General features: G+C 43.4%; 26 protein-coding genes and 1 tRNA gene. 9 read left to right on the top strand and 18 right to left on the bottom strand.

Going from position 1 to position 26,004, the window contains the following annotated elements:
* The first annotated feature begins 65 nt into the window (after positions 1-65).
* Positions 66-142 (top strand) — tRNA-Arg (locus ACO6UX_RS05520).
* A gap of 91 nt (positions 143-233) precedes the next feature.
* On the opposite strand, the gene ACO6UX_RS05515 is transcribed toward ACO6UX_RS05520, so the two are convergent.
* The 9 genes from ACO6UX_RS05515 to ACO6UX_RS05475 form a co-directional block, all read right to left on the bottom strand.
* The gene (locus ACO6UX_RS05515) at positions 234-1,259 is read right to left on the bottom strand and encodes a hypothetical protein (protein ID WP_422445605.1); all 1,026 of its coding nucleotides are present in this window, start codon (positions 1,257-1,259) and stop codon (positions 234-236) included.
* A 308-nt stretch (positions 1,260-1,567) separates the two neighbouring features.
* On the bottom strand, positions 1,568-2,377 hold the full coding sequence (locus ACO6UX_RS05510; RefSeq protein ID WP_422445603.1) for a hypothetical protein: 810 nt from the start codon (positions 2,375-2,377) through the stop codon (positions 1,568-1,570).
* 130 nt (positions 2,378-2,507) lie between these two features.
* Positions 2,508-3,002 (bottom strand): hypothetical protein, encoded by a 495-nt coding sequence (locus tag ACO6UX_RS05505; protein WP_422445601.1) that lies wholly within the window; start codon positions 3,000-3,002, stop codon positions 2,508-2,510.
* A gap of 152 nt (positions 3,003-3,154) precedes the next feature.
* Positions 3,155-4,006 carry a hypothetical protein gene (locus ACO6UX_RS05500; RefSeq protein ID WP_422445599.1) on the bottom strand — a complete coding sequence of 284 codons (852 nt, stop codon included), beginning with the start codon at positions 4,004-4,006 and terminating at the stop codon, positions 3,155-3,157.
* 172 nt (positions 4,007-4,178) lie between these two features.
* Positions 4,179-4,793, bottom strand: a complete 615-nt coding sequence (locus ACO6UX_RS05495; protein WP_422445597.1) for a hypothetical protein — start codon at positions 4,791-4,793, stop codon at positions 4,179-4,181.
* Between the two features lie 225 nt (positions 4,794-5,018).
* A complete protein-coding gene (locus tag ACO6UX_RS05490) occupies positions 5,019-6,044 on the bottom strand; it encodes a hypothetical protein (RefSeq protein ID WP_422445595.1) in 1,026 nt (341 codons plus the stop codon).
* A 121-nt stretch (positions 6,045-6,165) separates the two neighbouring features.
* Complete coding sequence (locus tag ACO6UX_RS05485) at positions 6,166-6,675, bottom strand: C2H2-type zinc finger protein (RefSeq protein ID WP_422445593.1); 510 nt, start codon at positions 6,673-6,675, stop codon at positions 6,166-6,168.
* A 446-nt stretch (positions 6,676-7,121) separates the two neighbouring features.
* Positions 7,122-8,015, bottom strand: a complete 894-nt coding sequence (locus ACO6UX_RS05480) for a hypothetical protein (protein WP_422445591.1) — start codon at positions 8,013-8,015, stop codon at positions 7,122-7,124.
* Between the two features lie 14 nt (positions 8,016-8,029).
* Complete coding sequence (locus ACO6UX_RS05475) at positions 8,030-8,347, bottom strand: hypothetical protein (protein ID WP_422445589.1); 318 nt, start codon at positions 8,345-8,347, stop codon at positions 8,030-8,032.
* A 124-nt stretch (positions 8,348-8,471) separates the two neighbouring features.
* Here ACO6UX_RS05475 and ACO6UX_RS05470 point away from each other — a divergent pair, with 124 nt between their 5' ends.
* Positions 8,472-8,927: a hypothetical protein gene (locus tag ACO6UX_RS05470; protein WP_422445587.1), complete on the top strand. Its 456-nt coding sequence runs from the start codon at positions 8,472-8,474 to the stop codon at positions 8,925-8,927.
* A 419-nt stretch (positions 8,928-9,346) separates the two neighbouring features.
* Here ACO6UX_RS05470 and ACO6UX_RS05465 read toward each other — a convergent pair whose 3' ends face one another.
* Positions 9,347-11,458 (bottom strand): hypothetical protein, encoded by a 2,112-nt coding sequence (locus ACO6UX_RS05465; protein WP_422445585.1) that lies wholly within the window; start codon positions 11,456-11,458, stop codon positions 9,347-9,349.
* 218 nt (positions 11,459-11,676) lie between these two features.
* On the opposite strand from ACO6UX_RS05465, the gene ACO6UX_RS05460 reads away from it, so the two are divergent.
* Positions 11,677-11,934: a hypothetical protein gene (locus ACO6UX_RS05460; RefSeq protein WP_422445583.1), complete on the top strand. Its 258-nt coding sequence runs from the start codon at positions 11,677-11,679 to the stop codon at positions 11,932-11,934.
* On the opposite strand, the gene ACO6UX_RS05455 is transcribed toward ACO6UX_RS05460, so the two are convergent.
* From ACO6UX_RS05455 to ACO6UX_RS05440, 4 genes are all read right to left on the bottom strand, one after another.
* Positions 11,906-12,298, bottom strand: coding sequence for a DUF2237 family protein (locus ACO6UX_RS05455; RefSeq protein ID WP_422445581.1), 393 nt, complete (start codon positions 12,296-12,298; stop codon positions 11,906-11,908). The genes ACO6UX_RS05460 and ACO6UX_RS05455 overlap by 29 nt on opposite strands.
* A 135-nt stretch (positions 12,299-12,433) precedes the next feature.
* On the bottom strand, positions 12,434-12,595 hold the full coding sequence (locus tag ACO6UX_RS05450) for a hypothetical protein (protein ID WP_422445579.1): 162 nt from the start codon (positions 12,593-12,595) through the stop codon (positions 12,434-12,436).
* Positions 12,596-12,665: 70 nt separating this feature from the next.
* Positions 12,666-13,316 carry a hypothetical protein gene (locus tag ACO6UX_RS05445; RefSeq protein WP_422445577.1) on the bottom strand — a complete coding sequence of 217 codons (651 nt, stop codon included), beginning with the start codon at positions 13,314-13,316 and terminating at the stop codon, positions 12,666-12,668.
* Positions 13,317-14,329: 1,013 nt separating this feature from the next.
* Complete coding sequence (locus tag ACO6UX_RS05440) at positions 14,330-15,373, bottom strand: hypothetical protein (RefSeq protein WP_422445575.1); 1,044 nt, start codon at positions 15,371-15,373, stop codon at positions 14,330-14,332.
* Positions 15,374-15,698: 325 nt separating this feature from the next.
* On the opposite strand from ACO6UX_RS05440, the gene ACO6UX_RS05435 reads away from it, so the two are divergent.
* A complete protein-coding gene (locus tag ACO6UX_RS05435) occupies positions 15,699-16,229 on the top strand; it encodes a hypothetical protein (RefSeq protein WP_422445573.1) in 531 nt (176 codons plus the stop codon).
* Between the two features lie 237 nt (positions 16,230-16,466).
* Here ACO6UX_RS05435 and ACO6UX_RS05430 read toward each other — a convergent pair whose 3' ends face one another.
* Positions 16,467-17,066: a hypothetical protein gene (locus ACO6UX_RS05430; RefSeq protein ID WP_422445571.1), complete on the bottom strand. Its 600-nt coding sequence runs from the start codon at positions 17,064-17,066 to the stop codon at positions 16,467-16,469.
* Positions 17,067-17,397: 331 nt separating this feature from the next.
* Here ACO6UX_RS05430 and tnpA point away from each other — a divergent pair, with 331 nt between their 5' ends.
* The 5 genes from tnpA to tnpC are packed head-to-tail and all read left to right on the top strand — an operon-like array spanning position 17,398 to position 21,398.
* On the top strand, positions 17,398-17,697 hold the full coding sequence (tnpA, locus tag ACO6UX_RS05425; protein ID WP_422444696.1) for an IS66 family insertion sequence element accessory protein TnpA: 300 nt from the start codon (positions 17,398-17,400) through the stop codon (positions 17,695-17,697).
* A 2-nt stretch (positions 17,698-17,699) separates the two neighbouring features.
* Entirely contained in the window at positions 17,700-18,071 is a 372-nt protein-coding gene (tnpB, locus tag ACO6UX_RS05420; protein ID WP_101745387.1) for an IS66 family insertion sequence element accessory protein TnpB, read from the top strand.
* A gap of 18 nt (positions 18,072-18,089) precedes the next feature.
* A complete protein-coding gene (locus ACO6UX_RS05415; RefSeq protein WP_422445569.1) occupies positions 18,090-19,025 on the top strand; it encodes an IS66 family transposase in 936 nt (311 codons plus the stop codon).
* Positions 18,992-20,626, top strand: a complete 1,635-nt coding sequence (locus tag ACO6UX_RS05410) for an IS1634 family transposase (protein WP_422445567.1) — start codon at positions 18,992-18,994, stop codon at positions 20,624-20,626. Before ACO6UX_RS05415 ends, ACO6UX_RS05410 begins: the two co-directional genes overlap by 34 nt.
* Positions 20,601-21,398 carry an IS66 family transposase gene (gene tnpC / locus ACO6UX_RS05405; protein ID WP_422446151.1) on the top strand — a complete coding sequence of 266 codons (798 nt, stop codon included), beginning with the start codon at positions 20,601-20,603 and terminating at the stop codon, positions 21,396-21,398. The genes ACO6UX_RS05410 and tnpC overlap by 26 nt, the downstream gene beginning before the upstream one ends.
* 559 nt (positions 21,399-21,957) lie before the next feature.
* Here the strand turns inward: tnpC and ACO6UX_RS05400 are convergent.
* The 3 genes from ACO6UX_RS05400 to ACO6UX_RS05390 all read right to left on the bottom strand — a co-directional run bounded on the left by ACO6UX_RS05400 (position 21,958) and on the right by ACO6UX_RS05390 (position 25,892).
* Complete coding sequence (locus ACO6UX_RS05400; RefSeq protein ID WP_422445565.1) at positions 21,958-22,698, bottom strand: hypothetical protein; 741 nt, start codon at positions 22,696-22,698, stop codon at positions 21,958-21,960.
* A gap of 777 nt (positions 22,699-23,475) precedes the next feature.
* A complete protein-coding gene (locus ACO6UX_RS05395; protein WP_422445563.1) occupies positions 23,476-24,186 on the bottom strand; it encodes a hypothetical protein in 711 nt (236 codons plus the stop codon).
* A 494-nt stretch (positions 24,187-24,680) separates the two neighbouring features.
* The gene (locus ACO6UX_RS05390) at positions 24,681-25,892 is read right to left on the bottom strand and encodes a hypothetical protein (protein ID WP_422445561.1); all 1,212 of its coding nucleotides are present in this window, start codon (positions 25,890-25,892) and stop codon (positions 24,681-24,683) included.
* Positions 25,893-26,004 lie beyond the last annotated feature (112 nt).

The raw sequence follows: 26,004 nt of genomic DNA, 5'->3' as shown, positions 1-26,004 counted from the left end.
TATGATCCACGCCACTGAATGCAGACGGTTGTTTCAACACAGTTTGCAATCGTTTCAGTCTATACGCGCTCGTAGCTCAGCTGGATAGAGTACCTGGCTACGAACCAGGCGGTCGGAGGTTCGAATCCTCCCGAGCGCGCCATCAAAAAGAATGATTCACCAGATTTTACAGCTGAATTGGCTTATTGAAGATGCTGTTCTCCTGCTCAAACTCAATCTTTCAAAGCGCTCATTCATACGCCAGGTAAGCATGGTAGATTGCTAATCTCTCTTTGGTGCTTTGCGTGATCGAAAATATTCTCGTTGCGGCGTCTAATGCGCTCCCTTTGCAGCATTCTTTTACGCTCTAAGTAAACGGGATCCTTACTATGCTTCCTTTGGTACTCCCTGCTTTTCTCCCTTTTATACTCTACGTAAGCGGGATCCTTACTACGCTTCCTGTGGTACTCCCTGCTTTTCTCCCTTTTATACTCTACGTAAGCGGGATCTTTGAGACGCTCCCTCTGGTAGTTCCTGCTTTTCTCCCTGTTACGCTCTGCTATAGCAGGATCTCGGAGACGTTTCCTTTGGTTGATCCTGCTTCTCACCCTGTCAAGCTCTGCTTTAGCGGGATCTCTGCGACGCTTCCTTTGGTACTCCCTGTTTCTCTTCCTTAAATATTCTGCATATACGGGATCTTTGCGACGCCTCCTTTGGTACTCCCTGTTTCTCTTTAAATGCTCTGCATAATAAGCGGGATCTTTGTAACGCATCCTTTGGGAGTTCCTGATTCTCTGCCTTTGACATGCATTGTAGGCGGGGTCATTGCGAAACTTCCTTTGACCCTCAACTATTGCAGCGTTACCGTCAGCGAACCCCTCTGATTTGGGTATTTGGCTATAACTTGTCGTTTGATTTAGATTTTGTGGGCTAAAAGGTGCGGTAGAAAGATTGATTATCTGATCATCTGGATGCCAATGGCACGTAGGTATTGGATTTCTGGTTTCTGGCTCACTCACCGATAAGAATGCCTGCTGAATAAAAGGGGCACCTGGCACTGGTGTTAGCCTGGACTTAACAAGTTCATTATCAGAATCCCAGGGTACATAGTAATCAAGGTCTGATTGTTGTATGTCAGGGAGTTCATTGCCGAAAGTCGCGGCTGAATCGGTAAAAATCAGATGATCAATATCATATTCAAGCAGGGAATGAAAAGAACCAGGATTATTTTGGCAAAAATCCGAATGATTATGGTAAGCAGGTAAAGATAATTCCAGCACATGAACAGACATACCATGATATGAAGGCTGCTGATCGTTATCAACAGGTGGAATCAGTTGCTCTATTGAATATAATGAGCAGGAACGAGTATCTGAACAGGAAGGCTCGAATGAGGGTAAGTTATTAAAGAGATTCATTGAATTATAAAATTGTCGAATTAAAGGCTGAGGCAATTATTTTATAAAAAAGTTCCTTCCTGAAAAAAAAACTGGTCAATATTCACCTCACAAAACCGAATTTTTATCCTCAATTTTCTGTCGTCCTCGCTACGGGGGCACCTAGCCAGAGTACGGTGAAAAACACCTGCTTACTTTTCGTTTGTTGATCGTCCACTCAAGATAGGTTGGGTTTGAACCCGATTGTTGATATTTGTTCTTTCATTAAACTGCAGAGGATGGGGTAGCAATGAAGAAAGTTCTGCTTGTTTTGCATTAGCTGCCTCTTTTCCTTTTTCCCTTGCTACTTTTTCACTAAAGCCTTTTCTTATAGCTTTTTTGTAGGCCATTAAATTTGCACTATATATGGCATTTTTCACCTTGCCTTTGACGGATGAATAATATTTGGCTTTGGCCCTGTATGCGACCATCTTGCCCTGGTCGGACGTTCGGTATCTGGCTCTGGTCTCCTTGCCTTTGTCTGATGCCTCGTATCTGGATTTGGTCTTCTTACCTTTATCAGACGCTTCGTATCTGGCTCTGGACTTCTTACCTTTATCAGATACTTCGTATCTGGCTTGGTTCTTCTTGGCTTTATCGTATCGTTTATCATTAACCATGATGCTTTTATACGACATTGATAAGGTGTCTCCGAGAGTGTTGGCTTGAGATAAATGACTCACTACAGGTTGATCTTCGTTTGCAGGGTTGTTAATGATTGCTATTGACCTATTTCCAAGCATTGGATTATCAGATGATTTATGAAAAATCACCGTTAGACACTGAGAGTCATATTTGTTCGTTGTATCAATACGCATCGAACATAGAATATTAGCTGCTTCGATCACTTCACGGGAGAAAGCCTGAACCGATACTCCAGATAAAGAATCAGTATTATCTTTAAAATAAGGGAAGAGCTCAGAAGTAATATTTGATTGAGTAGAGAAATCAGAAATTTTCATTGAATTATTGAATTGTTAAGTTTCATAGTAAGATTGCTCTTTCTTATAAAAGTTCATCTCTGAATTTTAAGCCAGACTGGTTTATTTGCCTTAACTCTCCTGGATTGTTCATAAGCTTTCCTGTATGTCTTCAGATCAGCTTTCCGTTTCTCGGTCTTCGAGTAAGCTCGATGGTAATACTTACGTTTCTCGGACTGTTCAAGAGAACTGCAGGAAGAAATACATTTCTCTGGTTCGTTGTAAGTCTTTCGCTTTTCAGGCCATGGGTAAATCCTATCATGATAGATGGGTAAAGATTGATCGTTGTGATTAGATTATCGTTCTGTGTTTTAATTCCGACAGGTAAGTGAATTGGATGATCATCTTTCATATAGTTGTTTGCGATGCCTATCGACCTGTTGTTAAGCCGGAGATTGGAAAATGGATTATCAAAAAGCACCATTGTCTGAAGGTGACTTTTAGTCGTTTCGTCAGTATGAATAATGCATTGAATATTGTCTACATCAACAACTTCACGGGAGAAGGCCTGACACGACGTGGCAGATTGAGAATAAATCGTAGTTTGGAAATAATTAAAGCGGTCAGAAGCCACATTAAAGTTAGCAGGATAGGCAGGAATATTCATTGAATTATTGAATTTTAACTTAAGACCTCTATTTGCTTATAAAAGTTCCTCCCCAAGGCATACCAATCAATATTTAAGTTAATAACAATGAAAAGCTTTTTATGACTATTTGATCAAGTTATAAAATAAATGGAAAGAAAATAGAGCTCGAATCAAGCTTGGTTTTTCATTACTCGATACGAATCCAGGATAATGGCGGCAGCTTCCTTTCCGGCAATTCTTGCCTTTTCCCGATCACCATCGACTCCGTTTAAAACTGAATTGTAAGCCTTCCGGTAAGCCTTCATGTAAGCCCTTCCTCTCTCGGACTTTGCCCAGTTGTTTTTGGAAGACTTTCGTTTCCTGGAATGAGAGTAAGACTTTTTGGAAGCCTTCCCTTTGTAAGACTCACGGTATGTTTTCTTATAAGCCCTGGTATTTCTGGACTGTGCGTAACCTTTCCAGTGAGCCTTCATTTTCATGGACTGCTTGTGAGCTTCTGCGGGTGTCAGGGGCAGGGGTTCCTCAGAACTGTACGATTCATGTGTCTTACTCTCAACGGTTGCAGTTATAACTTGCTCTTGTGTGTCTTTATGCAACAGATCAGGGGGAGTGTCTGGGCGTGATGACGGATTAGACAAACATGCCAATGGATTTTCCGGAGGTAATTGATGGGCTGTTTGTTCTGCGTTTGTTAATGTTGGATCTGTGCATGGATGGTCACAAGAAAAAATTTCGTCAGGTGGCTTCGGTGAATAAAGATCCGGGCGCATTATTTCTTTTTCAAATAATGGGGAATGAGATATTGAAAAATCATTAAGTGAACATGGAGATGGAAGTGTGACCTGATTGAGCAATCTATCCACTAAAAAAACATTGTGAGATGGATCAAGTTTCCGCACATAATGGCCAGTCATGCTTGGCATCGGACTGGAATCATCAGGTGGTATTACAGTTACGTCTGAAGAATCCTGAACACAGGAAGAGGCAGAAGCGATATGTGAGCCTACGTTAAGTCTTTCCATTGAATTATTGCACTCTTGAATTATAGATTAAGACCGCTATTTTTTTAAAAAGTTCCTGCCTGAAATAAAACTAATTTGTCTCAAGTGATCTGACGTTTTTGGCTGATTTACTGCTTTGGTTCCAATAGTTGAACTTTTTATTATAAAATTTTTGCTTTATGTGATTCTCTTATCAAAGTAGAAGCTTGCTTGCCAGCGATTCTTGTTTGTTCTCTATCACCGGTATTCTTGAAGGCTTTATAGTAAGCTTTTTGGTAAGCCACCGTTTCTCGGTCTGTGCGTAAGCTTTATTGTAAACCTTCTGGTAAGTCTTACCTTGAGAGATGGTCTGAGATTGGCCCAGTTCGGAAGCCGAAGTTGTAATAGCCAACTTATTTCCGGTAGGTGATGTATTTTTTTGAATCTGATCACTGTTTAATCGAGTGTTGATAGTAGAAACTGCCAACTTTGGCCTGAAGAAAGGACCAGCAAGATTTTGACTGTTGGGTAATGGAACAGAGATTTCACAGGGATTGGGGTGAATATCTGTAACTGATAAGTGTTGCCCGGTTGGTTGTGCTGACTTTAAAATGGGCTGGTTTGAAAGCCGTTCATTACCTGGAGTATCTGAAGGAGGGGGGGTATTAATCTGATGCTTTCTTCTGACCGTAAAGTCAGGTGATTGATTTTGTTTAGTATGGCTGGTAATGATCACTATCGACCTTTTTTTCAGCCGGAGAGTATCAATTAAAATATGAACAGGCTCCCTCGGCTGCTGAAGGTGTTTTCTGGTTTTATCAGTATGCATGGCACATAGAATATTCGCTGCCTCTACAACTTCACGGGAGAATACTTGACTTGATAAGCCGAATTCAGAAAAAGCAGCATCGTGATAATTAGAAAAAACATCAGAAGCTGCAATAAATCGAGTAGAAAAAATAGGTCTTTACATTGAATTCTTGGATTATGGAATTACGGCTTATGACAGATATTCTTATAAAAAGTTCCCCCGATGACAACCCACACTTAATCTTTACGTCAATCCAGATGCACAGGATGGCTTGAGACACTCATCTGTTGTATAACCAGGATCATTCTCGCAGCCCGCTGTTTGCTGCGCACATTGACGTTTTAAGTTCGCTTGATTTCTGCGGAGCTGCCTAAGGCGCTCTCTTTCGCGCTCTGCGAAAGCCGGATCTTTGTAACGTTCTCTATAGCGCTCCCTGCGACGCTCCCTTTCCCGCTCGGCATAAACAGGATCTTTGCGACGCTGCCTGGAGCGCTCCCTGTCGCGCTCTGCGAAAGCAGGATCTTTGCGACGCTGCCTAATACGCTCCCTTTCGCGCTCTGCGAAAGCAGGATCTTTGCGACGCTGCCTAATACGCTCCCTTTCGCGCTCGGCGTAAGCAGGATTTTTACGAAGCTCTCTTTGGCGCTCCCTCTTGCGCTGCAAGTAAGCAGGATCTCGGCGATGCTTTCTTTGGCACCTGGCTATTGAAGCGTTACTATTAACAATATCCTCTGACTGTTTCGTGTGGTTATCACCTGTTTTTTTGTTCAGGCTTTGCGGCTTGGAAGATGCGACAGAAAGATTGGTTATCTGATCATCGGGATTCCAATGGCTCGCTGTTGTTGGCTCCCCGATCCCAGGCTCACTCTCTGCTAGGCATAGCACCTGAAGAAAAGGAATATTTGGTATTAATGATAACGTTTCATCTTCAGGTTTATAACTGGAGCTCCGGGGTAAATATTGATTAAGAACTGACTCTGGTATGTCAGGATCATCAGTACGGATAAAGTTTGCTTTATCGTCAGGTGTTATAGGTTTAATGCCATGTTTATTCAATGAATTACAAGAATTATTGTTATTTTTTGGCATGTTTGACTGGTTATGGTAAATGGGAAAAGGAGTTTTCAATGCCTGAACAGGCATACACTGATACGTCAAATGACCTTTGCCTGAACCAGATTTACCTATTCTTCCTAATAAATCTGATGGACTGAAACAAGGGTCAGGAAAAGCAAATTCTATTGGAGCTGGCTTATTTGAGAGACTCATTGAGTTGTTGAACTAATTAATTATAGTCTAAGACCAAGGGTTTATATTAAAGTTTCTCCACGTTTTTGCCGCATTTTTATCCTGATGGATAGCGATCAGTATCTACTGATTCCCAGATTACTCAGAACTTAACCCAGTTATCTTGTTTTACAGGCTGAATATGATGATGTTTTTTTATATGGGTAAATAAGTTGGAAGACTGAGAAAAAGATGTTTTACACTTCAGGCAAAGATAGGGTTTAATTCCTTTGTGAATATAAGTATGTTTTATAAAATCAGATCTGTGAAAGAATCTTTTTTTACAGGTTTGGCACTTAAAATTTTTTTCGTTTAAATGAATCGATCTCTCATGAATCCGGCGCGTACCATCCGTTACAAATTTTTTACCACACCCAGAATAGGAACACATAAATTTCTTGTTGTCAGGTTTTTTTTCAGTTGGGTCACGATCAGAAGATGTTTCTTCAGTAGCGTTAGTTAAAATTTGTACCTCAGGTACAGCTGAAGCAACAGAAAACTGTTGGTATAAGGCTGGGTGTGATTCATTATTGACCTGATTAATATAGGCTGGAGACAGACCAATGAAGGTGAAATAAGGAACTGGGGGCAAATTATTAGTATTAAAAAACATAATGAGACTATTTAATTATTGAATCAATACTCTGACCTCTTCTTATTAAAATAGTTCCGCCTTTAAACAAAAAACAAACAACCCATTCGTTATGACAACAAGGCATAAAATTATGCTGCTGCTATTTAGAATGATGATGTAAAGTTCTTCGAAAGTCAGCGTTATCATGGTTTGAAGGGCGGTGGTTGTCTGGTTAGTGGATGTTCAGCCTGATTGAAATGAGGGCAGGAGATATAGTGGATACTTTGTGAACTTAAACTAACATGCCTGTTTTCAGAGATCACCTCTATGATGGTTTCGAGATAGGCTCCTGAACTGCACAGCGGTGCCGTTTGATTATCACACCGCAGTATTTTTATGCCAGCAGCTGACAGTATAAAATTAATACTTATGTCCAGTTTTTCATCCGGTGAGATTTCAAGCCGGAAGTACAACGGAGGTCAGTGTTATGAATTCTCTAAGGCCATTTTCAGTTTGTCAGCAAGATCCACCCGGCTTATGACATTTGATTTTAAAGGATCAATCAGAACAGATGTCTCATACCCTCTAAGGGCAAGATCATTCAGAAATGTCAGCATTGCTTTTGTGAAATCATTCGGGCATTCAAATTCAACTTTTCTTGTGTATTGAAAATTGAAGGGATCACCAATGGAGAGGGCCAGGCGTTTCCAGAGGGTGGGAACTTCACCGACAATACGTAATGCTACTGGAAAGTTAAAATCACTTAAGTACAATGACTCTCCCGTTGCCGTTATTGGTTCCAGATGATCCAGTAAGTCAGTACAAACATCATCCAGTTGGAACATCTGATTTTCATGGATAATTTCGCAACTTCGTAACAGGTCAAGCTTTTCTAATCCGGCCTTCAAGCCTTCCTGAGAAAAATAGTGGCGGAAAAATTCAATTCTGGTTTTTTCCAGACTGCCTTGATTATTCTCGCACGCCTCAGAATATTGATTGAAGTGGCGGCTGGCAAAGGCAAAAGCGATCAACTGTTTGGGGGATAGAAAGGATAGTTTGTTAACAATCCACTGATCCAGTTTGGGGAACCTGGTAGCAAAGTTATCCTGTTCGGCAAGCACCAGGCGATTGGCCGGAGTTTTTGCCATGTCATTATGTTTTTCAATCACTCGCTTTAATACGGCAGTTTGACTTTCTTGTTCGTAATCCAGATTTTTCAGCCCATCTAGTAACAATTTAGCTGCTTGCTCAATTGATACTTTTGGTTGCTTGGGCTGACCGGGCCAATAAGCCTCAGGAAGCAGGTGAAACGGTGATTCACTGCCCTGCGAATTGCTGTTAGAAGCAGCCGGAATAGTTGGCATTTTGTCCTGAATCATGATGATAACCTCAGTTAATGGTTCATTAATATGGACTGCCAATTACTTAGATAGTTCCACAAGATAAACAGATCCCGATAAATTACTCTGGCTATCTTTAAATCCCTGTTTGATATTGCACCGAGTAATGCCTGCTGTATTTTGCTGACGTGACGCGAAGAATTGAAGTCCTTGTTTTGCGACTGACGGTTATGAACCTGTTTGCTTTTTTTGGGGTAGCCAATCAATCCATGGCGTTGATGCTCGCGGATAACCGGCAGTTCTCCGAAGCTTTTGATCATTTCAATGGCGCTCCCGTAAAGGCGCAGCAGATTTACCGGTTGCTTATCCAAAACAAACACAGTTACAACTTAAGTCTAAAATTATTTACAGTACCTGGTGTGATATAGTTTCAAGCATCGGAATGAGTGAAAGATATACCAATGATAACAAATAGTTAAGATAAGGAACCATCATATGGATAATCGTATCCCGCCGAATTCAAGAAAAGTTACCTTTGCAAATCAAGATGTTAATCAAAATCAGCTGGCTGAGGATTCTGGAGAATTTGATGTAAAAAAGGTTTCTTCGAAAAATCCTATCAAGATACTCATCATTTCACTTAAAAAGCTCAAAAATTTTATCATGAAGTCAATTCGTGACAGACAGATAAAATCTTATAACCAGGCTCTGGTAAAGGCCCGTATAAATAAGCATTATGCCAGGAATTTAAGGAATGCGAGAATTGATAAGTCCTACTACAATTTTTTAAATGAAAGAATGGATAAAGCTGGATTTGACAAGGGTTTACTTAAAGAAAAAAACTCCAAAGAAATTGCTGATATTCTTATAGATCATAAAATCATGACCAAGGTTGATGCCAAATACCTGCATAGAATTAATGTTGACTTAGACGGTTCACCATTTTGGTAGATAAATGAGTTCAATTACTGTCTCATTCAAAAATATTCATATTAGGCATTTTAAATTCGAACATGATTTTTCAATCTCTCCATGTGCCACTGTTTGGTTGATTCTACCAAATATGGCATTTGCTCAGCAAAATGGGTTTGTCCCAAGGATTCTGTACTTTCGACTCCCAAATATTGTCGTGTAAGTAAAGTATAGAGCGGCATATAGCTGAACTTTACAGATGGTTCCATCAGCAAAGTGGATTGAGCAATCATGCTTGCAGGGAGCTGTCATGTAACAGGTTTCACCAACTTTGAATAGCGAAATATCTGTAATAGAAGGGATGTTACCAATAAGACCGGGCATTTAGTTAGTTTCCTGAGGGGCATGCTGTTGATGAACCAGTCAGCTTAGACCAAATACCGGGAATTGGTAACGAATCAATAAATCGAATTGTCGTTTACAGTGGTAAAACGTATCAGACCTCGATAGTTTTCTGGCTGTAACCCTATGCTTTTACAAAAATTATCAAAGAGCATTTCTATTCTATTTGAATCAATATCTTCAACGTCATCCAATTTTAAAAATAATGGAATTTTATTTTTTTGTTTTTGCGATAGCGTATTCATCCATGCCAGTATTATCTCGTTAATTTTTCTTGCTTCCTGACCTGTTCGGGCACCATGCCAGAAACGTAATTCGAGAGTTCCATCTGGTTTACAGACTCTTTTGTCTGAACTATTGCTTGCATGTTGCGGGGCAAGTCTGATTTTAGCAGGACAATATACATGTTTTAATTCCCATAGTTGTTGAAAGGCGTACGCATAAGTATAAAAACCCGTAGGTTGCGTTGTTTTTCCGGCAGCAAGCTCTTTATTGATTAGTTGAATGGTGTGATCCAGGAGCGATTTCCACTGAGGAGCGCCATTACACATAGACAGATATGGAAAATATTCTTCACACTCACTCTCTCGGTCAAGGGCTTTGACTAAAAAGCGTTCATTTTCTACCGAAAGTAAAAATCTGAATAACAATTCCGGATTATTTGAGATAGAATTTCGGATATCTATATGTTTATGCCCAGATATGCCTTTCAATAAAAAAAGTTCTGCAGGGGCAAGAATAAATATATCAAAAAGTTCATAAGCAGTATAAGTAGCTCCATTACAGGTGAAAACTTGCTCTATTGTATAAGGGCTGCAATTCACCTCAAAGACATCATAATCAGGATAAAACTTAGAATTCCAGTCACCAAAAGTGAAATAAAGCTCTTTACCCTGGTTGCCATTCTTAATGGTTATTGAAAATTCTGATTCAGGTATATTCATGGATGAAATTATGGCAGATATATGTTCAGACCACTTTATTATAAGGAGATCTGGTGAATACTTTTTACCTGATGCACTTTTAAAGCTGAATTCAAACTCTTCTCCAAATCTTATAAGGTCGGAGTTAAATTCTGCCGTTTTTAAAAGGGTATTTTTTAATAAAGAATTCTGACTTTTATATGCCGGTTCATCATAACATGAATGTTCATGATCTGAAAATCCATCAAAAAGAATTTTGAATAAATATTGTGGTGCTGCAGAATTGAAGAAGAAAGACCATAACTCACTTTTTTTAGAGATTTCTACTGTTTTTGTTTCCAGTGTATCTTTTGTATATAGTGTACTCCAGTAATAATTATTCAGCATCAGAAAAAGTGGGGATAAATTTAGTTGATTGTTTTTTTCAGAGAAGTAATGGAATAACTCTTTTTTTTCATTGTAAGTTTTTAAATAGTTTTTAATTGTTTTTTTATTTAAAAAGAAGTCTCTTCCCCCACCAGAAGTCATTGAGAGAAAAAAGTCTGCGAGAAAATGGTCCGGAAAGCGAAGTGTAGAGTCAGGTAAGTCTACGTGATTTTCAAGTTCAATTAGCAAAGGAAGTAATCCAAGAAAAAATATAATGTTTTTTTCACAAAACCGGTCTTTGCTATTTCTTAAACAAAAGCCACAGGCTTTTATTATACACTCATTATTTTCAGTCATTGGATATTTTTTTAAAAGTTCAAATGGGTCTTTTTTTTCAAAAGAAGCCATTTCTTCATCAATTGTCAACAAGAATTCAGTTAATCGACTAATTGTATTTGCAGCTTCTGTTTCATTACAAAAGCAATGTACAAACTGACTGTGAGTTTCAAGCAAATACCTCATGATTTCAGGATTGTTCCAGGCCCTGTTGATTATTGGTGCAAAATGGTGGAGTTGAGTGAAATCTGAAGTTTCTGATTCTTGAACTTTTATCTTCTTAAAATCCCGATTGAACTTAAACTTTGCTTCTTCTGAATATGTTCTTGAATCTATACCAAACAAACTTGGCTCAACTTTAGCCTTTTTCACCTGGCGATAATGAGATTGACCAGCTGATTGTAGCTGAGTTATTGAGGCATTAAATACAGCCGTTGAAAGGCTCTGTTGTTCTTCTATTCCTTGTAATCTATCCATATTACACCAATTAAATTCTTTTACATTGTATTTTTCAGGATTCAGATGGCTAAAAATCTCAATCATATGAAACTTGATTGGAGTGATGATAAGGGCTGGGAAATCGGAAGAACAACCTCGTTACCTAATTCATCTCAATGTCTAATAGACAGTGACAATTCGCATAAGTTCATAATAACTCAGTAAGAACACATAACAAAAAAATTCCAGGCACCTGTTCCTGTGGCTAAGCCTGAAAATCAGTGATAGGAGGCCTTCAGGTAAAGAAAAGAATTGGCTGGCAGTTGACAGAAGTACCTTTAACCGTAAAGAGTTGCAAATCATCAATTTCATCATTGAAAGGCCATTATCTGGATAATCAGGTACTGGCTTTGCTGTGTTCAGCCACCGGCCAGGAACAGGGTTTAGACTTTCCGGCCATCCTGCTGCAGCTGGAATCCATTAACGAAGAGCAGCGCCAAGGCCAACAAGGAAAGTACCGGATGACGTTCAAATTGAAGTCGTCCTTTAATATCAATCCAATGCCATTTGCTCCAGCGTAGCCAACTCAACAATTTCAAGCGCTGTCATATTGGTCGCGTTCAGGTAAACCGGTGGGGCAACACCTGCCTTATTGGCCTCTGCCCAACGAGTTGCGCAAAGACACCAGCGGTCACCGGCATTCAGACCGGGAAAACCAAAATCAGGGTTGGGTGTGATGAGGTCATTACCTTTGGACAGGGAAAATTGCAGAAACTCATCGGTCATCCGGGCGCAGACTGTATGACTACCAGCATCCTCCAGACAGGTATGACAAAACCCGTTCCGGAAGAAGCCTGTCATTGGACTTTGGCAACACACCTCTAACTCAGTACCCAGCACATTGGGCTGTTCAAACACCAGTTCTACCATGTGAAACCCTCCCATGATTAACCCATGACCTACAGGATAGATGAAAAGTCATGTCTACAATGGATCGTAGTTTATCGGTGCCGGAAGCATATACATCAAACCCGCTGATGATTCCGCGCCCCTGCTGCCGGTTGGCAACGTCAGCCAGTTTCAATTCAGTTTTGAGGAAGATAAAAAGGAGCTGAAAACTACCTGGGCGGGGGTGATTATGAATTGACTAAATCCGGTATCAAGGTCATTGCCGGTGGCAGCATTAATAACCTGGGTTGCAGATTGATCTGGCGCAGTAACCCACCGTTTGCTTCTTTCCATTCAGCACCTGGCTCCTTAAAAGAGCAGGTTTTTTTACTGGAACTCTGCGTCGTTTCAGCTCAATTAGAAGTCAGTGGTTAATCACCTGAGTTTTAGCTGACTTGACTGACTGACGACACTGCTTTTTGCGCTCCCTTTGGCGCTGGGCGTAAGCGGGGTCTTTGCGAAGCTCCCTTTGGCGCTCCCTTTGGCGCTGGGCGTACGCGGGGTCTTTGCGATGCTCCCTTTGGCGCTCCCTTTCGCGCTGGGCGTAAGCGGGGTCTTTGCGAAGCTCCCTTTGGCGCTCCCTTTGGCGCTGGGCGTACGCGGGGTCTTTGCGATGCTCCCTTTGGCGCTCCCTTTCGCGCTGGGCGTAAACGGGATCTTTACGAAGCTCCCTTTGGCGCTCCCTTTTGCGCTGGGCGTAAGCGGGATCTGTCTGGTAACGCTCCCTTTGGCGCTCCCTTTGGCGCTGGACGTAAGAGGGATCTTTGCGAAGCTCCCTTAGGCGCTCCCTTTGGCGCTGGGCATAAGCGGAATCTTTCTGGTAACGCTTCCTTTGGTGCTCCCTTATGCGCTGGGCGTAAGCGGGATCTGTCTGGTAACGCTCCCTTTTGCGATGGGCGTAAGCGGAATTTTTGCGAAGCTTCCTTTGGCATTCAATATGTGAAGAATTTTCATCAATAGATTCTTCGGCTTGAATCGCAGGAGATGTATATTGTTGAAGATGTTCACTTGTCAATTGTGGGGTAATAATCGCAATTGGCGCTGTAGATTTAGAGAAATTACTAATGGCGTCTTGATTAGGAATTTGAATAGGTGAATTAAGTTTGGTATCAACATCTGTCGAGTTTTGCGAGGTTGATTGAACACCCTTTGTTAAGGAGTATATCGAAAAAGTATTATTTTCAGGGTCATATTCTGCAACCTGATAATTTTTCAGTGGTATAGCTACTGGAATTGCAGGAGAATCTTTATAGCTAGTTTGATTTTGTACAGCGAAATCTTTCAACCATTTTATTTTAGGATTTAAATATCCTTGATTATCTGAACTTGTAGTTTGGCCAGTCATGTCATGCTTAGTTACAGGTTGTCCAACTTCAGTAACCACTCGGGAAAAAGCCTGACCTGCTGCACCAGATTCAGCTAAAGACATGCCTTGAATATTAGAAAGGCCATTAGGGGCTGGACTTAATTGAGAAGAGGTTGGTCTATTCATTGAATTATTGAATTATCGAATTGCAGATTAAGACCACGCTTTCTTATATAAAGTTCCTCCCTTTCGCCATACATTCATCATATATTTATGTCAACCAAGCATAAAGAATTGCTATGGCTATTACCTGTGTACGGGACAAAAAATCTGGAGGCCAGAGCTGGCAAGAGTTTAGAGGGGATTAGCTGACTCTCCATGTAAGGTAATCTATGCGGTCTCTAACCTCCGGACAGATATTTGAATGGAACACGGTAGAGCAAACCACCGAGTGCAGCCTGACCGGGGCTTTAATGGTGCAGGAAGGCCAGTTAGTTCGGCCATTCTACTGTTCTTTCTGGTAATGGCGAGGCCGGTTGGGTTTCCCGGCTAACGGTCAAGAACCTGTTTGCTCTCTCCAAAGCGCCAAATAAAACTATGACGTTGACGCTCCCGGATAACCGGCAGTTTTCCGTTATCTATGATCGTTCCAATGGAGCTCCCGTTGAGGCACAACAGCTTGTGCCGTTTGCCTGCCCGGACGAATAGCGACCATTACCTTCTTACCCTTCGATTGCTGACCGTTCTCTAAGGCTGAAAGGGGTCAATCGGGACTGTAAATATTCCTTCAGCTTGACGACTGAAAATCGGGGGGCAGCACCTTCTAAATTTTTATTGGAACTATGGGTCGCTTCAGCTGAATTAGAAGTCAGTGGTAAATCACCTGACTTTTTAGCTGAATTGACTGACTGACGATACTGCTTGCGGCGCTCCCTTTGGCGCTCCCTTTGGCGCTCTTTTTCGCGCTGGGCGTAAGCGGGATCTTTGCGAAGCTCCCTCAGGCGCTCCCTTTGGCGCTCGGCATAAGCGTGATCTGTCTGGTAACGCTTCCTTTGGCGCTCCCTTTGGCGCTGGGCGTAAGCGGGATCTGTCTGGTAACGCTTCCTTTGGCGCTCCCTTCTGCTCTCCCTTTGGCGCTCCCTTTTGCGCTGGGCGTAAGCGGGATCTTTGTGAAGCTCCCTTTGGCATTCAATATGTGAAGAATTTTCATCAATAGCTTCTTCGGCTTGAATCGAAGGAGATGTATATTGTTGAAGATTTTCACTTTTCAATCGTGGGGTAATAATCGCAATCGACGCTGTAGATTTAAAGAAATTACCAATGCCGTCTTGATTAGGAATTTGAATAGGTGGATTAAGTTTGGTATCAACATCTGTCGAGTTTTGCGAGGTTGATTGAACCCCCTTTGTTAAGGAGTATATCGAAAAAGTATTATTTTCAGGGTCATATTCTGCAGTCTGATAATTTTTCAGGGGGTCAATTAGATTTATGGGGGTAGCTACTGGAATTGCAGGAGAATCTTTATAGCTGGTTTGATTTTGTACAGCAAAATATTTCAACCATTTTTTTTTATGATTTAAATACCCTTGATTATCTGAACTTGTAGATTGGTCAGTCATGTTATGGTTAGTTACAGGTTGTTCAACTTCAGTAACCATTCGGAAGAAAGTCTGACCTGTTGCACCAGGTTCAGCTAAAGGCATGCCTTGAATATTAGAAAGGCCTTTAGTGGCTGGATTTAGTTGAGACGAAGTTAGTCTATACATTGAATAATTGAATAATTGAATTACAGCTTAAGACCACGCTTTCATATAAAAGTTCCTACCTTTCGCCACTCATTTACCAGCAATTCCCGCTAAATTGATTATGGTCAATAATACCAAAGCTTGTAGACAGATCCGGCAGTTCTGAAATCGCAGACTATCAGGTATAATATCCTGCATTACATGACTACTATTGTTTACTGTGCCTCCATCTAATCGAAAGACAGTTGCCGAAAAACTGATCAGCATCGTTTCTAAAGAAGCTGCGAAAATACCGGATATCCGACCAAGGAAGAGTCAGGATGCAATCCCGCTTCATGATGCGATCATGAGCGGCCTTGCCGTCATGCATTTGAAGTATCCGTCATTACTGCAGTTTGACCGGGATTGCGTCAAAAATAAAGAGACGCTGGTCAACTATCCCGAATACGTCGAAATTGATCCGAAGGGTAACAAGAAGTACGTCAACACCTGGATTACCGATATCAAACTCACCAGGGAGAACGTGGCGAAAGTCATGCGAGGAGGACGCGCCAGATGGAAAATTGAGAACGAAACGTTTAACACACTGAAAACACAGGGCTACCATCTCGAACACAATTACGGGCACGGAGAGCAGCACCTGGCCACCAACCTGGCCTGCCTGACTTTCACCGCCTTTCTCATTAACCAGATAGAGCAACTGGCTTGCAAGTTCTTCCAGCAAGCTCTTGAAGCAAAGAAGTCCAAAAAAGCGCTATGGCTTGGGATACGAGGCTTATTTGACTGGTTTGTCATCGATAACTGGGAGGATGTGTACACAGCGATTATTGGTGGCAGGAGTGTCAGCTTAAAACACCTGGTTGTTGACACCACATGAGATAACGCCGGTAGCCCTGTGTATCCTGTGTTCTGAACTTGCTGATATGTTGGCTGATAAAGTAGCCATGGTTCGTTCAACCATGAAAAACAGTCACTTGGATAATCTATTTATGCGGCTACAGAGATATGGTCAGCGGGAATTGCTGGCTCCCATTGAGGTACAGCAGGTTCTACCGTTCGCTTATCCAGATGATAATGTTCAGTACCTTCTGACCCTTCGATTGCTGACCGTTCACTAAGGCTGAGAGGGGTCGATCGGGACTGTAAATATTCCTTCAGCTTGACGACTGAAAAGCAGGGGGGCAGCACCTTCTAAATTTTTACTGGAACTCTGGGTCGCTTTAGCTAAATTAGAAGTCAGTGGTAAATCACCTGAGTTTTTAGCTGAATTGACTGACTGAAGATACCGCTCTCTTGCGATCACTGCCTGCTCTTTAGCTTCTTCCTTGTTGGAGGTTTGTATTTTGATTCTTTTGTAGGTCTTTATATAGATCTTTTGTCCCTCGGCGTAAGCGGGATCTGCCTGGTACCGCTCCTTTTTGCGCTTGGCGTAAGCGGGATCTTTGCGAAGCTCCCTTTGGCGCTCCCTTTTGCGCTCGGCGTAAGCGGGATCTGTCTGGTAGCGCTCCCGTTGGCGCTCCCTTTGGCGCTCCCTTAGGCGCTCCCTTAGGCGCTCCCTTTTGCGCTCCCTTAGGCGCTCGGCGTAAGCGGGATCTTTGCGAAGCTCCCTTAGGAGCTCCCTTTCGCGCTCCCTTTTGCGCTCGGCAAGTGAAGAACTGCCATCAACATTAACTTCTGCCTGGGTTTTTTGGTTATCACTTGTAGCTTGGTGCATGCATAACGGATTAATGACAGCAACTGTCCGTAAATCTTTTGAACTATGAATTCCGGCAGGAAGATTAGTTAACTGTAAACCTGAGCTTGTATGATTCGCTGTTGTTTGCTCCCTAATTTCAAGCTCGTCCCACGATATTAGCTCCTGAAAGGGAGTGCTTGGTGCTAGTAATAATGGATTATTAACGGGTTCATAATCATGCTGGTAAGGAACATATTCATCAAGAATGGATTGTGGTATCTCTTGAATAGTAAGCGCTTATTTAAGGACGTCTTCAAAACCCATCATCTGTCTGCCACGCTAACCCCTGTTTTAAAAACAGGAGCGAGCCGTGAATCAAAAACAACCAAACCGCCGCACTTCTGAACAGTGGCAAGGCCTCATCGATCAACAGCGGGAAAGCGGCATCAGCCAGAAAGCCTTTTGCCTTTCGCGCAATATCTGCCTGTCAACCTTCACATTGTGGAAGCGCAAACTAAGGCAGGCAACCGAAAGGCCTGATCAACCAGCACAACCAGACCCTGACTGGTTCGAATTTAAAACTGATTTTCACAACACACCATCAGACCTGCCTCCATGGGAAATTGAACTCGAATTACCCGGTGGTGTAACCCTGCGTATGCGGCGTTGATCATGTTTTTTCCTGAATCACAGGTGCGGGTCTGGCTTTATAACCGCCCCACCGATATGAGGAAGTCATACAACGGCCTGGTTGCTCTGGTGAAAAATACCCTTGAGGAAGACCCGTTGAGTGGGCAGTTGTTCGTCTTTATCAATCGTCGCCGAAACCAGTGCAAGGTGCTGTACTTTGAACGTAGCGGTTACTGCATCTGGAGTAAACGACTGGAGCAGGGTCAGTTTCACTCCCACGCCGGTCAGGCGGTTAAACAACTGCTGGCATTGACCGACCTGAAGCTGATCATTGACGGTATTGATACCCGTTCTATCCGCTATCACAAACGTTATGTAAAACCTGATACATCGAACAGCACAACCTCTGAATAGCAGCTACATTCAAGGGCTATGAATCTTCCTGTTCCTGCCAATCAACCCTCTCACCTGCAGCTGCTCAAGCAGTTGCAGGTGCTGTTGCAGGAACACAAATCTGCGAACGAACACCTGAAGCAGGAAAACGAGTCCCTCAAACATCAGCTGGCCTGGTTTAAACAACAGCTGTTTGGTGAAAAATCGGAAAAGAGACTGATAGAAAACCCGGACCAGCTGGCTCTCGGGGAGATCCTCAAGAACATTGAGTCTCCAGAAGTTCCGGAAACAGAAACCATCACCTATGAGCGCAGAAAGAAGCACAGGCCGGATGACTGTGTTACCGATCAGGGATTGCGCTTCACGGAAGGTGTACCTGTTGAGCTGATTCATATTCCGGCTCCTGAAATGCAGGGTGAAGACGCCGACCAGTATGAAATCATTGATCATAAATATACCCATCGTCTGGCGCAGCGACCGGGCAGTTACGTTATTCTGAAATACCAGAGGGACGTCGTTCGCCATAAGGCAGACCAAACCCTGAGCACGGCGGCAGCCCCCTCCGGCCTGTTTGACCGCAGCTTTGCCGATGTGAGCTTTATAGCTGGCCTGCTGGTTGAGAAATACCGCTACCACCTGCCGCTTTACCGTCAACATCAGAGACTGGAAGCCAGCGGTATCACCGTCAGTCGTGGCACGCTGACCAATCTGGAGCAGCGTGCTGGCCAGTTGTTACAACCTGTCGCCCATGAAGTACTGAACAGCTGCCTTGAAAGTCACACCCTGGCACTGGATGAAACACCCTCAAAAGCTGGGCTGAAATGTAAGGGTAAAATGAAAAAAGGCTACTTCTGGTGCTTTTATCTGCCTTTCACCACCCCGATTGATATTTTCCTGAAATCTGTTGTCAAAGGATTGATCAGATATTCAGGAACGTCGACATGTTGCCAGTTCAATACCAGTTTAAGAACCTGAACCACCTTGGCTTGGTTGCCGCTATGTGTCGGGAGCTAAGGATAGCCGAATACATCGATGCGCGTATAACTAATGACTCCGATGTGCGTCATGTCACTATAGGACAAGCGGTGGTCGCAATGATCATCAATGGGTTGGGGTTTACAGGGCAAACTCTGTATATGTTCCCTGAGTTTTTTGAGGACAAGCCGATTGATCGCCTCATCGGGGAAGGCATACAGCCCGAACACTTGAACGACAAGGTACTTGGTCGGGCCCTTGATAGCCTGTACGACGCTGGCGTCAGTGACTTGTACCTGAACCTTGCCGTTAAGGTTGTCAATCATCTGAAGCTGCCCTGCAAGGCATTGAATCTGGATGGCACCAGCTTTCATGTGGATGGAATCTATAACAGTCATGAAAATCCTGATGACTTGAATTGTATCCATATCTGCCGCGGTTACAGCCGTGACCACCGACCTGACCTGAATCAGGTGGTCTTGCAGTTAATGACCGAAAATGAGGCAGGTATTCCAGTGTTTATGGCACCTGCGAGCGGTAATGTAAACGACAAAACTTGTTTTCAGGAAATTATCAAAAATCATCTGTCGTGTTTCAAGGAGACTTTGAATAGCCGCTATCTGGTCGCTGATGCCGCCATGTACGTTGCTGAAACCCTTCAGTTGCTTGACGAGCAAAAGCAGCTGTTTATCTCCCGTGTGCCCCTGAATATCAAGGGTGCAAAGGAGCTGGTCGGCAAAGCGCCAGCCATGTCATTGGAGCCGGTTGAAGGCTATGAAGATTATTACTCTGCTGAAGTGCCTTCCTGCTATGGAGATGTTAAACAACGATGGTTCTTGTTTCTCAACAAAAAGCGCAGGCTGGTTGAACAGAAAACACTGACCCGAAAGATGCAGAAGCAGTCACTGAAAGAAGCCCGTGATCTGGAAAAGCTGGGAAAAAAGGCCTTTCTGTGTCGGGACGATGCATTGAAGGCTTTTGCCTTATGGCAGAAACAATCGAAACTCTGCCAGAGTGCAACGGAGCCTGAGGTTACCGGTAAACCCTGTTATTCGGGCAGGGGACGGCCATCGCCGGATAGCAAGCCTGATCACTTCGAGTACTTTGTGCAGGCTGAATGCTTTGTTCCCTGTCAGAAAAGGGAGAATGCACAGGCCTCACTGGGTTGCTTTATCCTGGGCACCAATGAATTGGATCAGAATTGCATGAGTGCGACGGAGCTATTGTCTACCTACAAGTCACAACAACAGGTTGAGGGCGGCTTTCGATTCCTGAAAAGCCCGGACTTTCTGGTCTCTTCACTCTATCTGAAGAAAGCTGAGCGCATTGAAGCTCTGTTAATGGTGATGACACTGTGCCTGATGGTCTATGCTGCTATCCAGCACAAAATAAGGCACGAGCTGAAGAAACAGAGCCGAGTATTTCCAAACCAGAAAAAGAAGCCCTGCCAGAACCCAACGGCGAGATGGGTGTTTTTCTGTTTCCAGGGAATAAATGTCTTAACGGTCAATAATCAGGAGGAACATGTGATCGGTTTGAAGGAAAGACAATGGACGATCATGCAGATTTTGGGCAATTTTTACGAGTCGGTGTATTCCTGATAGGGGTGGTGAAAGGCAGTTTTATGGCGACCACGAAGAAATAGCCTTTATCTACTCCGACAGCCGCTCCTGTGATGTGGTTGAGCCTTACCTGAAAGAATTTGAAGGGGTATTACTCACAGATGGCTACCCCGGCTACGCTAGCCTTTGCTCGAAATACCCAAAGATCACTCATGCCGAGTGCTGGACACACAGCCGACGTTATTTCGTCAAGTCAGAAAAAGCGGAACCCGAAGCGACCAAAGAAGCCCTGAAACAGATCGGCGCACTGTACAAGGTTGAAGATGACATCCGTCGTCAGGGGTTGGAAGGCGACGTACTGCGTGATTATCGCCAACAAAAAGCCAAACCCCTGGTTGACCAGTTCTTTGAATGGAACCGGGAGCAGCTGAGACGGCTTGACCTGGTTCCCAGCAACCCTCTGAGCAAGGCACTGGGCTATGTTCACAAGCGGGAAAAAGAGCTTCAGGTTTACCTGAACGATCCAACGGTAGCGATAGACACCAATCATCTTGAACGTGGCCTTCGTTGCATCCCGATGGGAAGAAAGAACTGGATGTTCTGCTGGACGGAAGAAGGCGCAGACAATGTTGCCGTGTTCCAGACGCTGATCACCAGCTGCCAGCTGGCGGGCATCGATCCCTACAAATACCTGGTTGATGTTCTCCAACGCATCAGCCTCCACCCGGCCCGTGATATCAGGGAACTGATACCGCGACTCTGGAAAGAGAAATTCGGGGCCAATCCATTAAAAGCCGATCTCGACAAGTAGGGGGAGTCTGCTCCCTGCTTGGACGCTTACCTTGAATACCTGTTCCAGAAGCGTTTTCTGAATCGAGACTTGTTAGGGATGTAATATTATATTGATTCAATGAATAAGAACGATCAGCTTCATTCTGATATGTATCTGGTCCGCTATTGTAAATAGGAATAGGGTTCAGCACTTGAACTGGTATGCCTTGATAAACAGGCTGCTGTTCGGTGGTAGCAAATTGTTGTTCTTGATCTACTAAACCTAATGCGCTGGAACAAAGATAATAAAAATAAGCATCAAATGAAGGAAATTGATTGGTTTGATACATTGAATTATCGAATTGTTGAATTACAGCTTAAGACCATGCCTTCTTATAAAAGTTCTTCTCTTTCACAACTCATTCTTTATTTATGTCAACCAAGCATAGGGATTTGCTATGGCTATTACTAAATAGTGACGTAAAACTCTTCGAAAGTCAGCGCCTCACAGATGAGGATGACGTTGGCGGGCGGGTTACAGGCAGCGAGGTCATTGATGGAAACATCAATAATCTCTTTCTTTGATTGCTGACCGATCACTAAGGCTGAGAGGGGGCGATTGGGACTGTAAATATTCCTTCAGCTTGACGACTGAAAAGCAGGGGGGCAGCACCTTCTAAATTTTTACTGGAACTCTGGGTCGCTTTAGCTAAATTAGAAGTCAGTGGTAAATCACCTGAGTTTTTAGCTGAATTAACTGACTGAAGATACCGCTCTCTTGCGATCACAGCTTGCTCTTTAGCTTCTTCCTTATTGGAGGTTTGTATTTTGATTCTTTTGTAGGTCTTTATATAGATCTTTTGTCCCTCGGCGTAAACGGGATCTTTGCGAAGCTCCCTTTGGCGCTCCCTTTGGCGCTCGGCGTAAGCGGGATCTTTGCGAAGCTCCCTTTTGCCCTCCCTTTTGCCCTCCCTTTGGCGCTCCCTTTCGCACTCGGCGTAAGCGGGATCTGTCTGGTAGCACTCCCTTTGGCGCTTCCTTTGGCGCTCGGCGTAAGCGGGATCTGTCTGGTAGCGCTCCCTTTTGCGCTCCCTTTTGCGCTCCCTTTGGCGCTTCCTTTGGCGCTCGGCGTAAGCGGGATCTGTCTGGTAGCGCTCCCTTTTGCGCTCCCTTTTGCGCTCCCTTTCGCGCTCGGCGTAAGCGGGATCTTTGCGAAGCTCCCTTTTGCGCTCCCTTTGGCGCTCCCTTCGGCGCTCCCTTTTGCGCTCGGCAAGTGAAGAACTGCCATCAACATTAACTTCTGCCTGGTTTTGTTGGTTATCACTTGTTGCTTGGTGCATGCATAACGGATTAATGACAGCAACTGGCCGTAAATCTTGTGAACTATTAATTCCGGCAGGAAGATTAGTTAACTGTAAACCTGAGCTTGTATGATTCGCTGTTGTTTGCTCCCTAATTTCAAGCTCGTCCCACGATATTATCTCCTGAAAAGGAGTACTTGGTGTTAGTAATAATGGATTATTAACGGGTTCATAATCATGCTGGTAAGGAACATATTCATCAAGAATGGATTGTGGTATCTCTTGAATACCTGTTCCAGAAGCGTTTTCTGAATCGAGACTTGTTAGGGATGTAATATTATATTGATTCAATGAATAAGAACGATCAGCTTCATTCTGATATGTATCTGGTCCGCTATTGTAAATAGGAATAGGGTTCAGCACTTGAACTGGTATGCCTTGATAAACAGGCTGCTGTTCGGTGGTGCCAAATTGTTGTTCTTGATCTACTAAACCTAATGCGCTGGAACAAAGATAATAAAAATAAGCATCAAATGAAGGAAATTGATTGGTTTGATCCATTGAATTATCGAATTGTTGAATTACAGCTTAAGACCACGCCTTCTTATAAAAGTTCTTCTCTTTCACAACTCATTCTTTATTTATGTCAACCAAGCATAAGAATTTGCCAGCAATTCCCGCTGACCATATCTCTGTAGCCGCATAAATAGATTATCCAAGTGACTGTTTTTCATGGTTGAACGAACCATGGCTACTTTATCAGCCAACATATCAGCAAGTTCAGAACACAGGATACACAGGGCTACCGGCGTTATCTCATGTGGTGTCAACAACCAGGTGTTTTAAGCTGACACTCCTGCCACCAATAATCGCTGTGTACACATCCTCCCAGTTATCGATGACAAACCAGTCAAATAAGCCTCGTATCCCAAGCCATAGCGCTTTTTTGGACTTCTTTGCTTCAAGAGCTTGCTGGAAGAACTTGCAAGCCAGTTGCTCTATCTGGTTAATGAGAAAGGCGGTAAAAGTCAGGCAGGCCAGGTTGGTGGCCAGGTGCTGCTCTCCGTGCCCGTAATTGTGTTCGAGATGGTAGCCCTGTGTTTTCAGTGTGTTAAACGTTTCGTTCTCAATTTTCCATCTGGCGCGTCCTCCTCGCATGACTTTCGCCACGTTCTCCCTGGTGAGTTTGATATCGGTAATCCAGGTGTTGACGTACTTCTTGTTACCCTTTGGATCAATTTCGACGTATTCGAGATAGTTGACCAGCGTCTCTTTATGGGACTTGTTAACAGGGACATCGTTCACGAACCGGAACCAGTGTCGGTATCCCTCCTCATCGGTATACTGATAGCGCACCACTTGATCCGCCTTATCCAGTTCATCGACTGATTCATAAAGCGAGGGGTGAGAAGTGATGGGTTCTGGCATCAGAGGCAGTACTTCCTTCTTATCCGGTTTTTTGACGCAATCCCGGTCAAACTGCAGCAATGACGGATACTTCAAATGCATGACGGCAAGGCCGCTCATGATCGCATCATGAAGCGGGATTGCATCCTGACTCTTCCTTGGTCGGAAATCCGGTATTTTTGCAGCTTCTTTAGAAACGATGCTGATCAGTTTTTCGGCAACTGTCTTTCGATTAGATGGAGGCACAGTAAACAACAGTAGTCATGTAATGCAGGATATTTTACCTGATATTCTGCGATTTCAGAACTGCCGGATCTGTCTAAAAGCTTTGGTATTATTGACCATAATCAATTTAGCGGGAATTGCTGGCCAATCATTCTCTCTGGCAATGGTGAGGCTGGTTGGGTTTCCCGGCTGACGGTTAAGAACCTGTTTACTCTCTCTAAAGCGGCCAATAATACGATGACTCTAACGCTCCCAGATAGTCGGCAGTTCTCTGTTATCTTTTTGAACGGTCTAACGGTGTTCCTTTAGAGGCACAGCAAGTTTTACTGTTTGCCTATCCAGAGGACAGAGACCAATACCTTATGACCCTTCGATTACTGACCGTTCACTCAGGGTGAGATAGGTTCGATCGGGACTGAAAATATTCCTTCAGTTTGACAACTGAAAAGCGGGGAGGCAGAACCTTCTGAATTTTTACTGGAACTCTGGGTCGTTTCAGTTAAATTAGAAGTCAGTGGTAAATTACCTGAGTTTTTAGCTGAATTGACTGACTGAAGATACCGCTCTCTTGCGATCACAGCTTGCTCTTTTGCTTCTTTCTTGTTGGAGGTTTGTATTTTGATTCTTTTGTAGGTATTTATATAGATCTTTTGTCCCTCAGCGTAAGCGGGATCTTTGCGAAGTTCCCTTTGGCGCTCCCTTTCGCGCTCGGCGAAAGCGGGATCTGTCTGGTAGCGCTCCCTTTTGCTCTTCCTTTGGCGCTCGGCGAAAGCGGGATCTGTCTGGTAGCGCTCCCTTTTGCTCTTCCTTTGGCGCTCGGCGAAAGCGGGATCTGTCTGGTAGCGCTCCCTTTGGCGCTCCCTTTCGCGTTGGGCGTAAGCGGGATCTTTGCGAAGCTCCCTTAGGTGCTCCCTTAGGCGCTCCCTTTTGCTCTCCCTTAGGCGCTCCCTTAGGCGCTCCCTTAGGCGCTCCCTTAGGCGCTCCCTTAGGCGCTCCCTTTTGCGCTCGGCAAGTGAAGAACTGCCATCAATATTAACTTTTGCCTGGGTGGTTCGGTTATCACGTGTAGCTTGGTGCATGCATAACGGATTAACGACAGCAACTGGCCGTAAATCTTGTGAATTATGAATTACGACAGGAAGATTAGTTAACTGTAAACCTGAGCTTGTATGATTCGCTGTTGTTTGCTCTCTAATTTCAAACTTGTCCCACGATATTAGCTGCTGAAAGGGAGTACTCGGTGTTGGTAATAATGGATTTTTAACGGATTCATAATCATGCTGGTAAGGAACATATTCATTAAGAATGGGTTGTTGTATCTCTTGAATACCTGTTCCAGAAGCGCTTTCTGAATCGAAGTTTGTTAGAGATTCAATATTATATTGATTCAATGAATAAGAACGATCAGCTTCATTCTGATATGTGTCTGGTCCGCTATTATAAATAGGAATAGGGTTCAGCACTTGAACTGGTATGCCTTGATAAATAGGCTGCTGTTCGGTGGCACCGAATTTCTGTTCTTGATTTAATAAACCTGATGCGCTGGAACAAAGATAATAAAAATAAGCATCGTATGAAGGAAATTGATTGGTTTGATTCATTGAATTATCGAATTACTGAATTACTGAATTACATCTTAAGACCACGCCTTCTTATAAAAGTTCCTCTCTTTCACAAATTATCCTTTATTTATGTCAACCAGACATAAGGATT

Source organism: Endozoicomonas sp. ALB091, assembly GCF_049310265.1.
Taxonomy (GTDB): Bacteria; Pseudomonadota; Gammaproteobacteria; order Pseudomonadales; family Endozoicomonadaceae; genus Endozoicomonas.
This window is presented reverse-complemented; position numbering and strand designations above follow the sequence as displayed.

Bases quoted from the DNA above. Each gene is read 5' to 3' on its own strand.
- ACO6UX_RS05505 (WP_422445601.1), bottom strand. From the start codon at position 3,002: ATGAATATTCCTGCCTATCCTGCTAACTTTAATGTGGCTTCTGACCGC.
- ACO6UX_RS05415 (WP_422445569.1), top strand. From the start codon at position 18,090: ATGAATCTTCCTGTTCCTGCCAATCAACCCTCTCACCTGCAGCTGCTC.
- ACO6UX_RS05440 (WP_422445575.1), bottom strand. From the start codon at position 15,373: ATGTATAGACTAACTTCGTCTCAACTAAATCCAGCCACTAAAGGCCTT.
- ACO6UX_RS05430 (WP_422445571.1), bottom strand. From the start codon at position 17,066: ATGCACCAAGCTACAAGTGATAACCAAAAAACCCAGGCAGAAGTTAAT.
- ACO6UX_RS05465 (WP_422445585.1), bottom strand. From the start codon at position 11,458: ATGATTGAGATTTTTAGCCATCTGAATCCTGAAAAATACAATGTAAAA.
- ACO6UX_RS05490 (WP_422445595.1), bottom strand. From the start codon at position 6,044: ATGAGTCTCTCAAATAAGCCAGCTCCAATAGAATTTGCTTTTCCTGAC.
- ACO6UX_RS05450 (WP_422445579.1), bottom strand. From the start codon at position 12,595: ATGGAAAGAAGCAAACGGTGGGTTACTGCGCCAGATCAATCTGCAACC.
- ACO6UX_RS05435 (WP_422445573.1), top strand. From the start codon at position 15,699: ATGAGCGGCCTTGCCGTCATGCATTTGAAGTATCCGTCATTACTGCAG.
- tnpB (WP_101745387.1), top strand. From the start codon at position 17,700: ATGTTTTTTCCTGAATCACAGGTGCGGGTCTGGCTTTATAACCGCCCC.
- ACO6UX_RS05395 (WP_422445563.1), bottom strand. From the start codon at position 24,186: ATGAGCGGCCTTGCCGTCATGCATTTGAAGTATCCGTCATTGCTGCAG.
- ACO6UX_RS05485 (WP_422445593.1), bottom strand. From the start codon at position 6,675: ATGTTTTTTAATACTAATAATTTGCCCCCAGTTCCTTATTTCACCTTC.
- ACO6UX_RS05480 (WP_422445591.1), bottom strand. From the start codon at position 8,015: ATGATTCAGGACAAAATGCCAACTATTCCGGCTGCTTCTAACAGCAAT.
- ACO6UX_RS05510 (WP_422445603.1), bottom strand. From the start codon at position 2,377: ATGAAAATTTCTGATTTCTCTACTCAATCAAATATTACTTCTGAGCTC.
- ACO6UX_RS05495 (WP_422445597.1), bottom strand. From the start codon at position 4,793: ATGCATACTGATAAAACCAGAAAACACCTTCAGCAGCCGAGGGAGCCT.
- ACO6UX_RS05470 (WP_422445587.1), top strand. From the start codon at position 8,472: ATGGATAATCGTATCCCGCCGAATTCAAGAAAAGTTACCTTTGCAAAT.
- ACO6UX_RS05400 (WP_422445565.1), bottom strand. From the start codon at position 22,698: ATGCACCAAGCAACAAGTGATAACCAACAAAACCAGGCAGAAGTTAAT.
- ACO6UX_RS05500 (WP_422445599.1), bottom strand. From the start codon at position 4,006: ATGGAAAGACTTAACGTAGGCTCACATATCGCTTCTGCCTCTTCCTGT.
- ACO6UX_RS05410 (WP_422445567.1), top strand. From the start codon at position 18,992: ATGTTGCCAGTTCAATACCAGTTTAAGAACCTGAACCACCTTGGCTTG.
- ACO6UX_RS05390 (WP_422445561.1), bottom strand. From the start codon at position 25,892: ATGAATCAAACCAATCAATTTCCTTCATACGATGCTTATTTTTATTAT.
- ACO6UX_RS05455 (WP_422445581.1), bottom strand. From the start codon at position 12,298: ATGGGAGGGTTTCACATGGTAGAACTGGTGTTTGAACAGCCCAATGTG.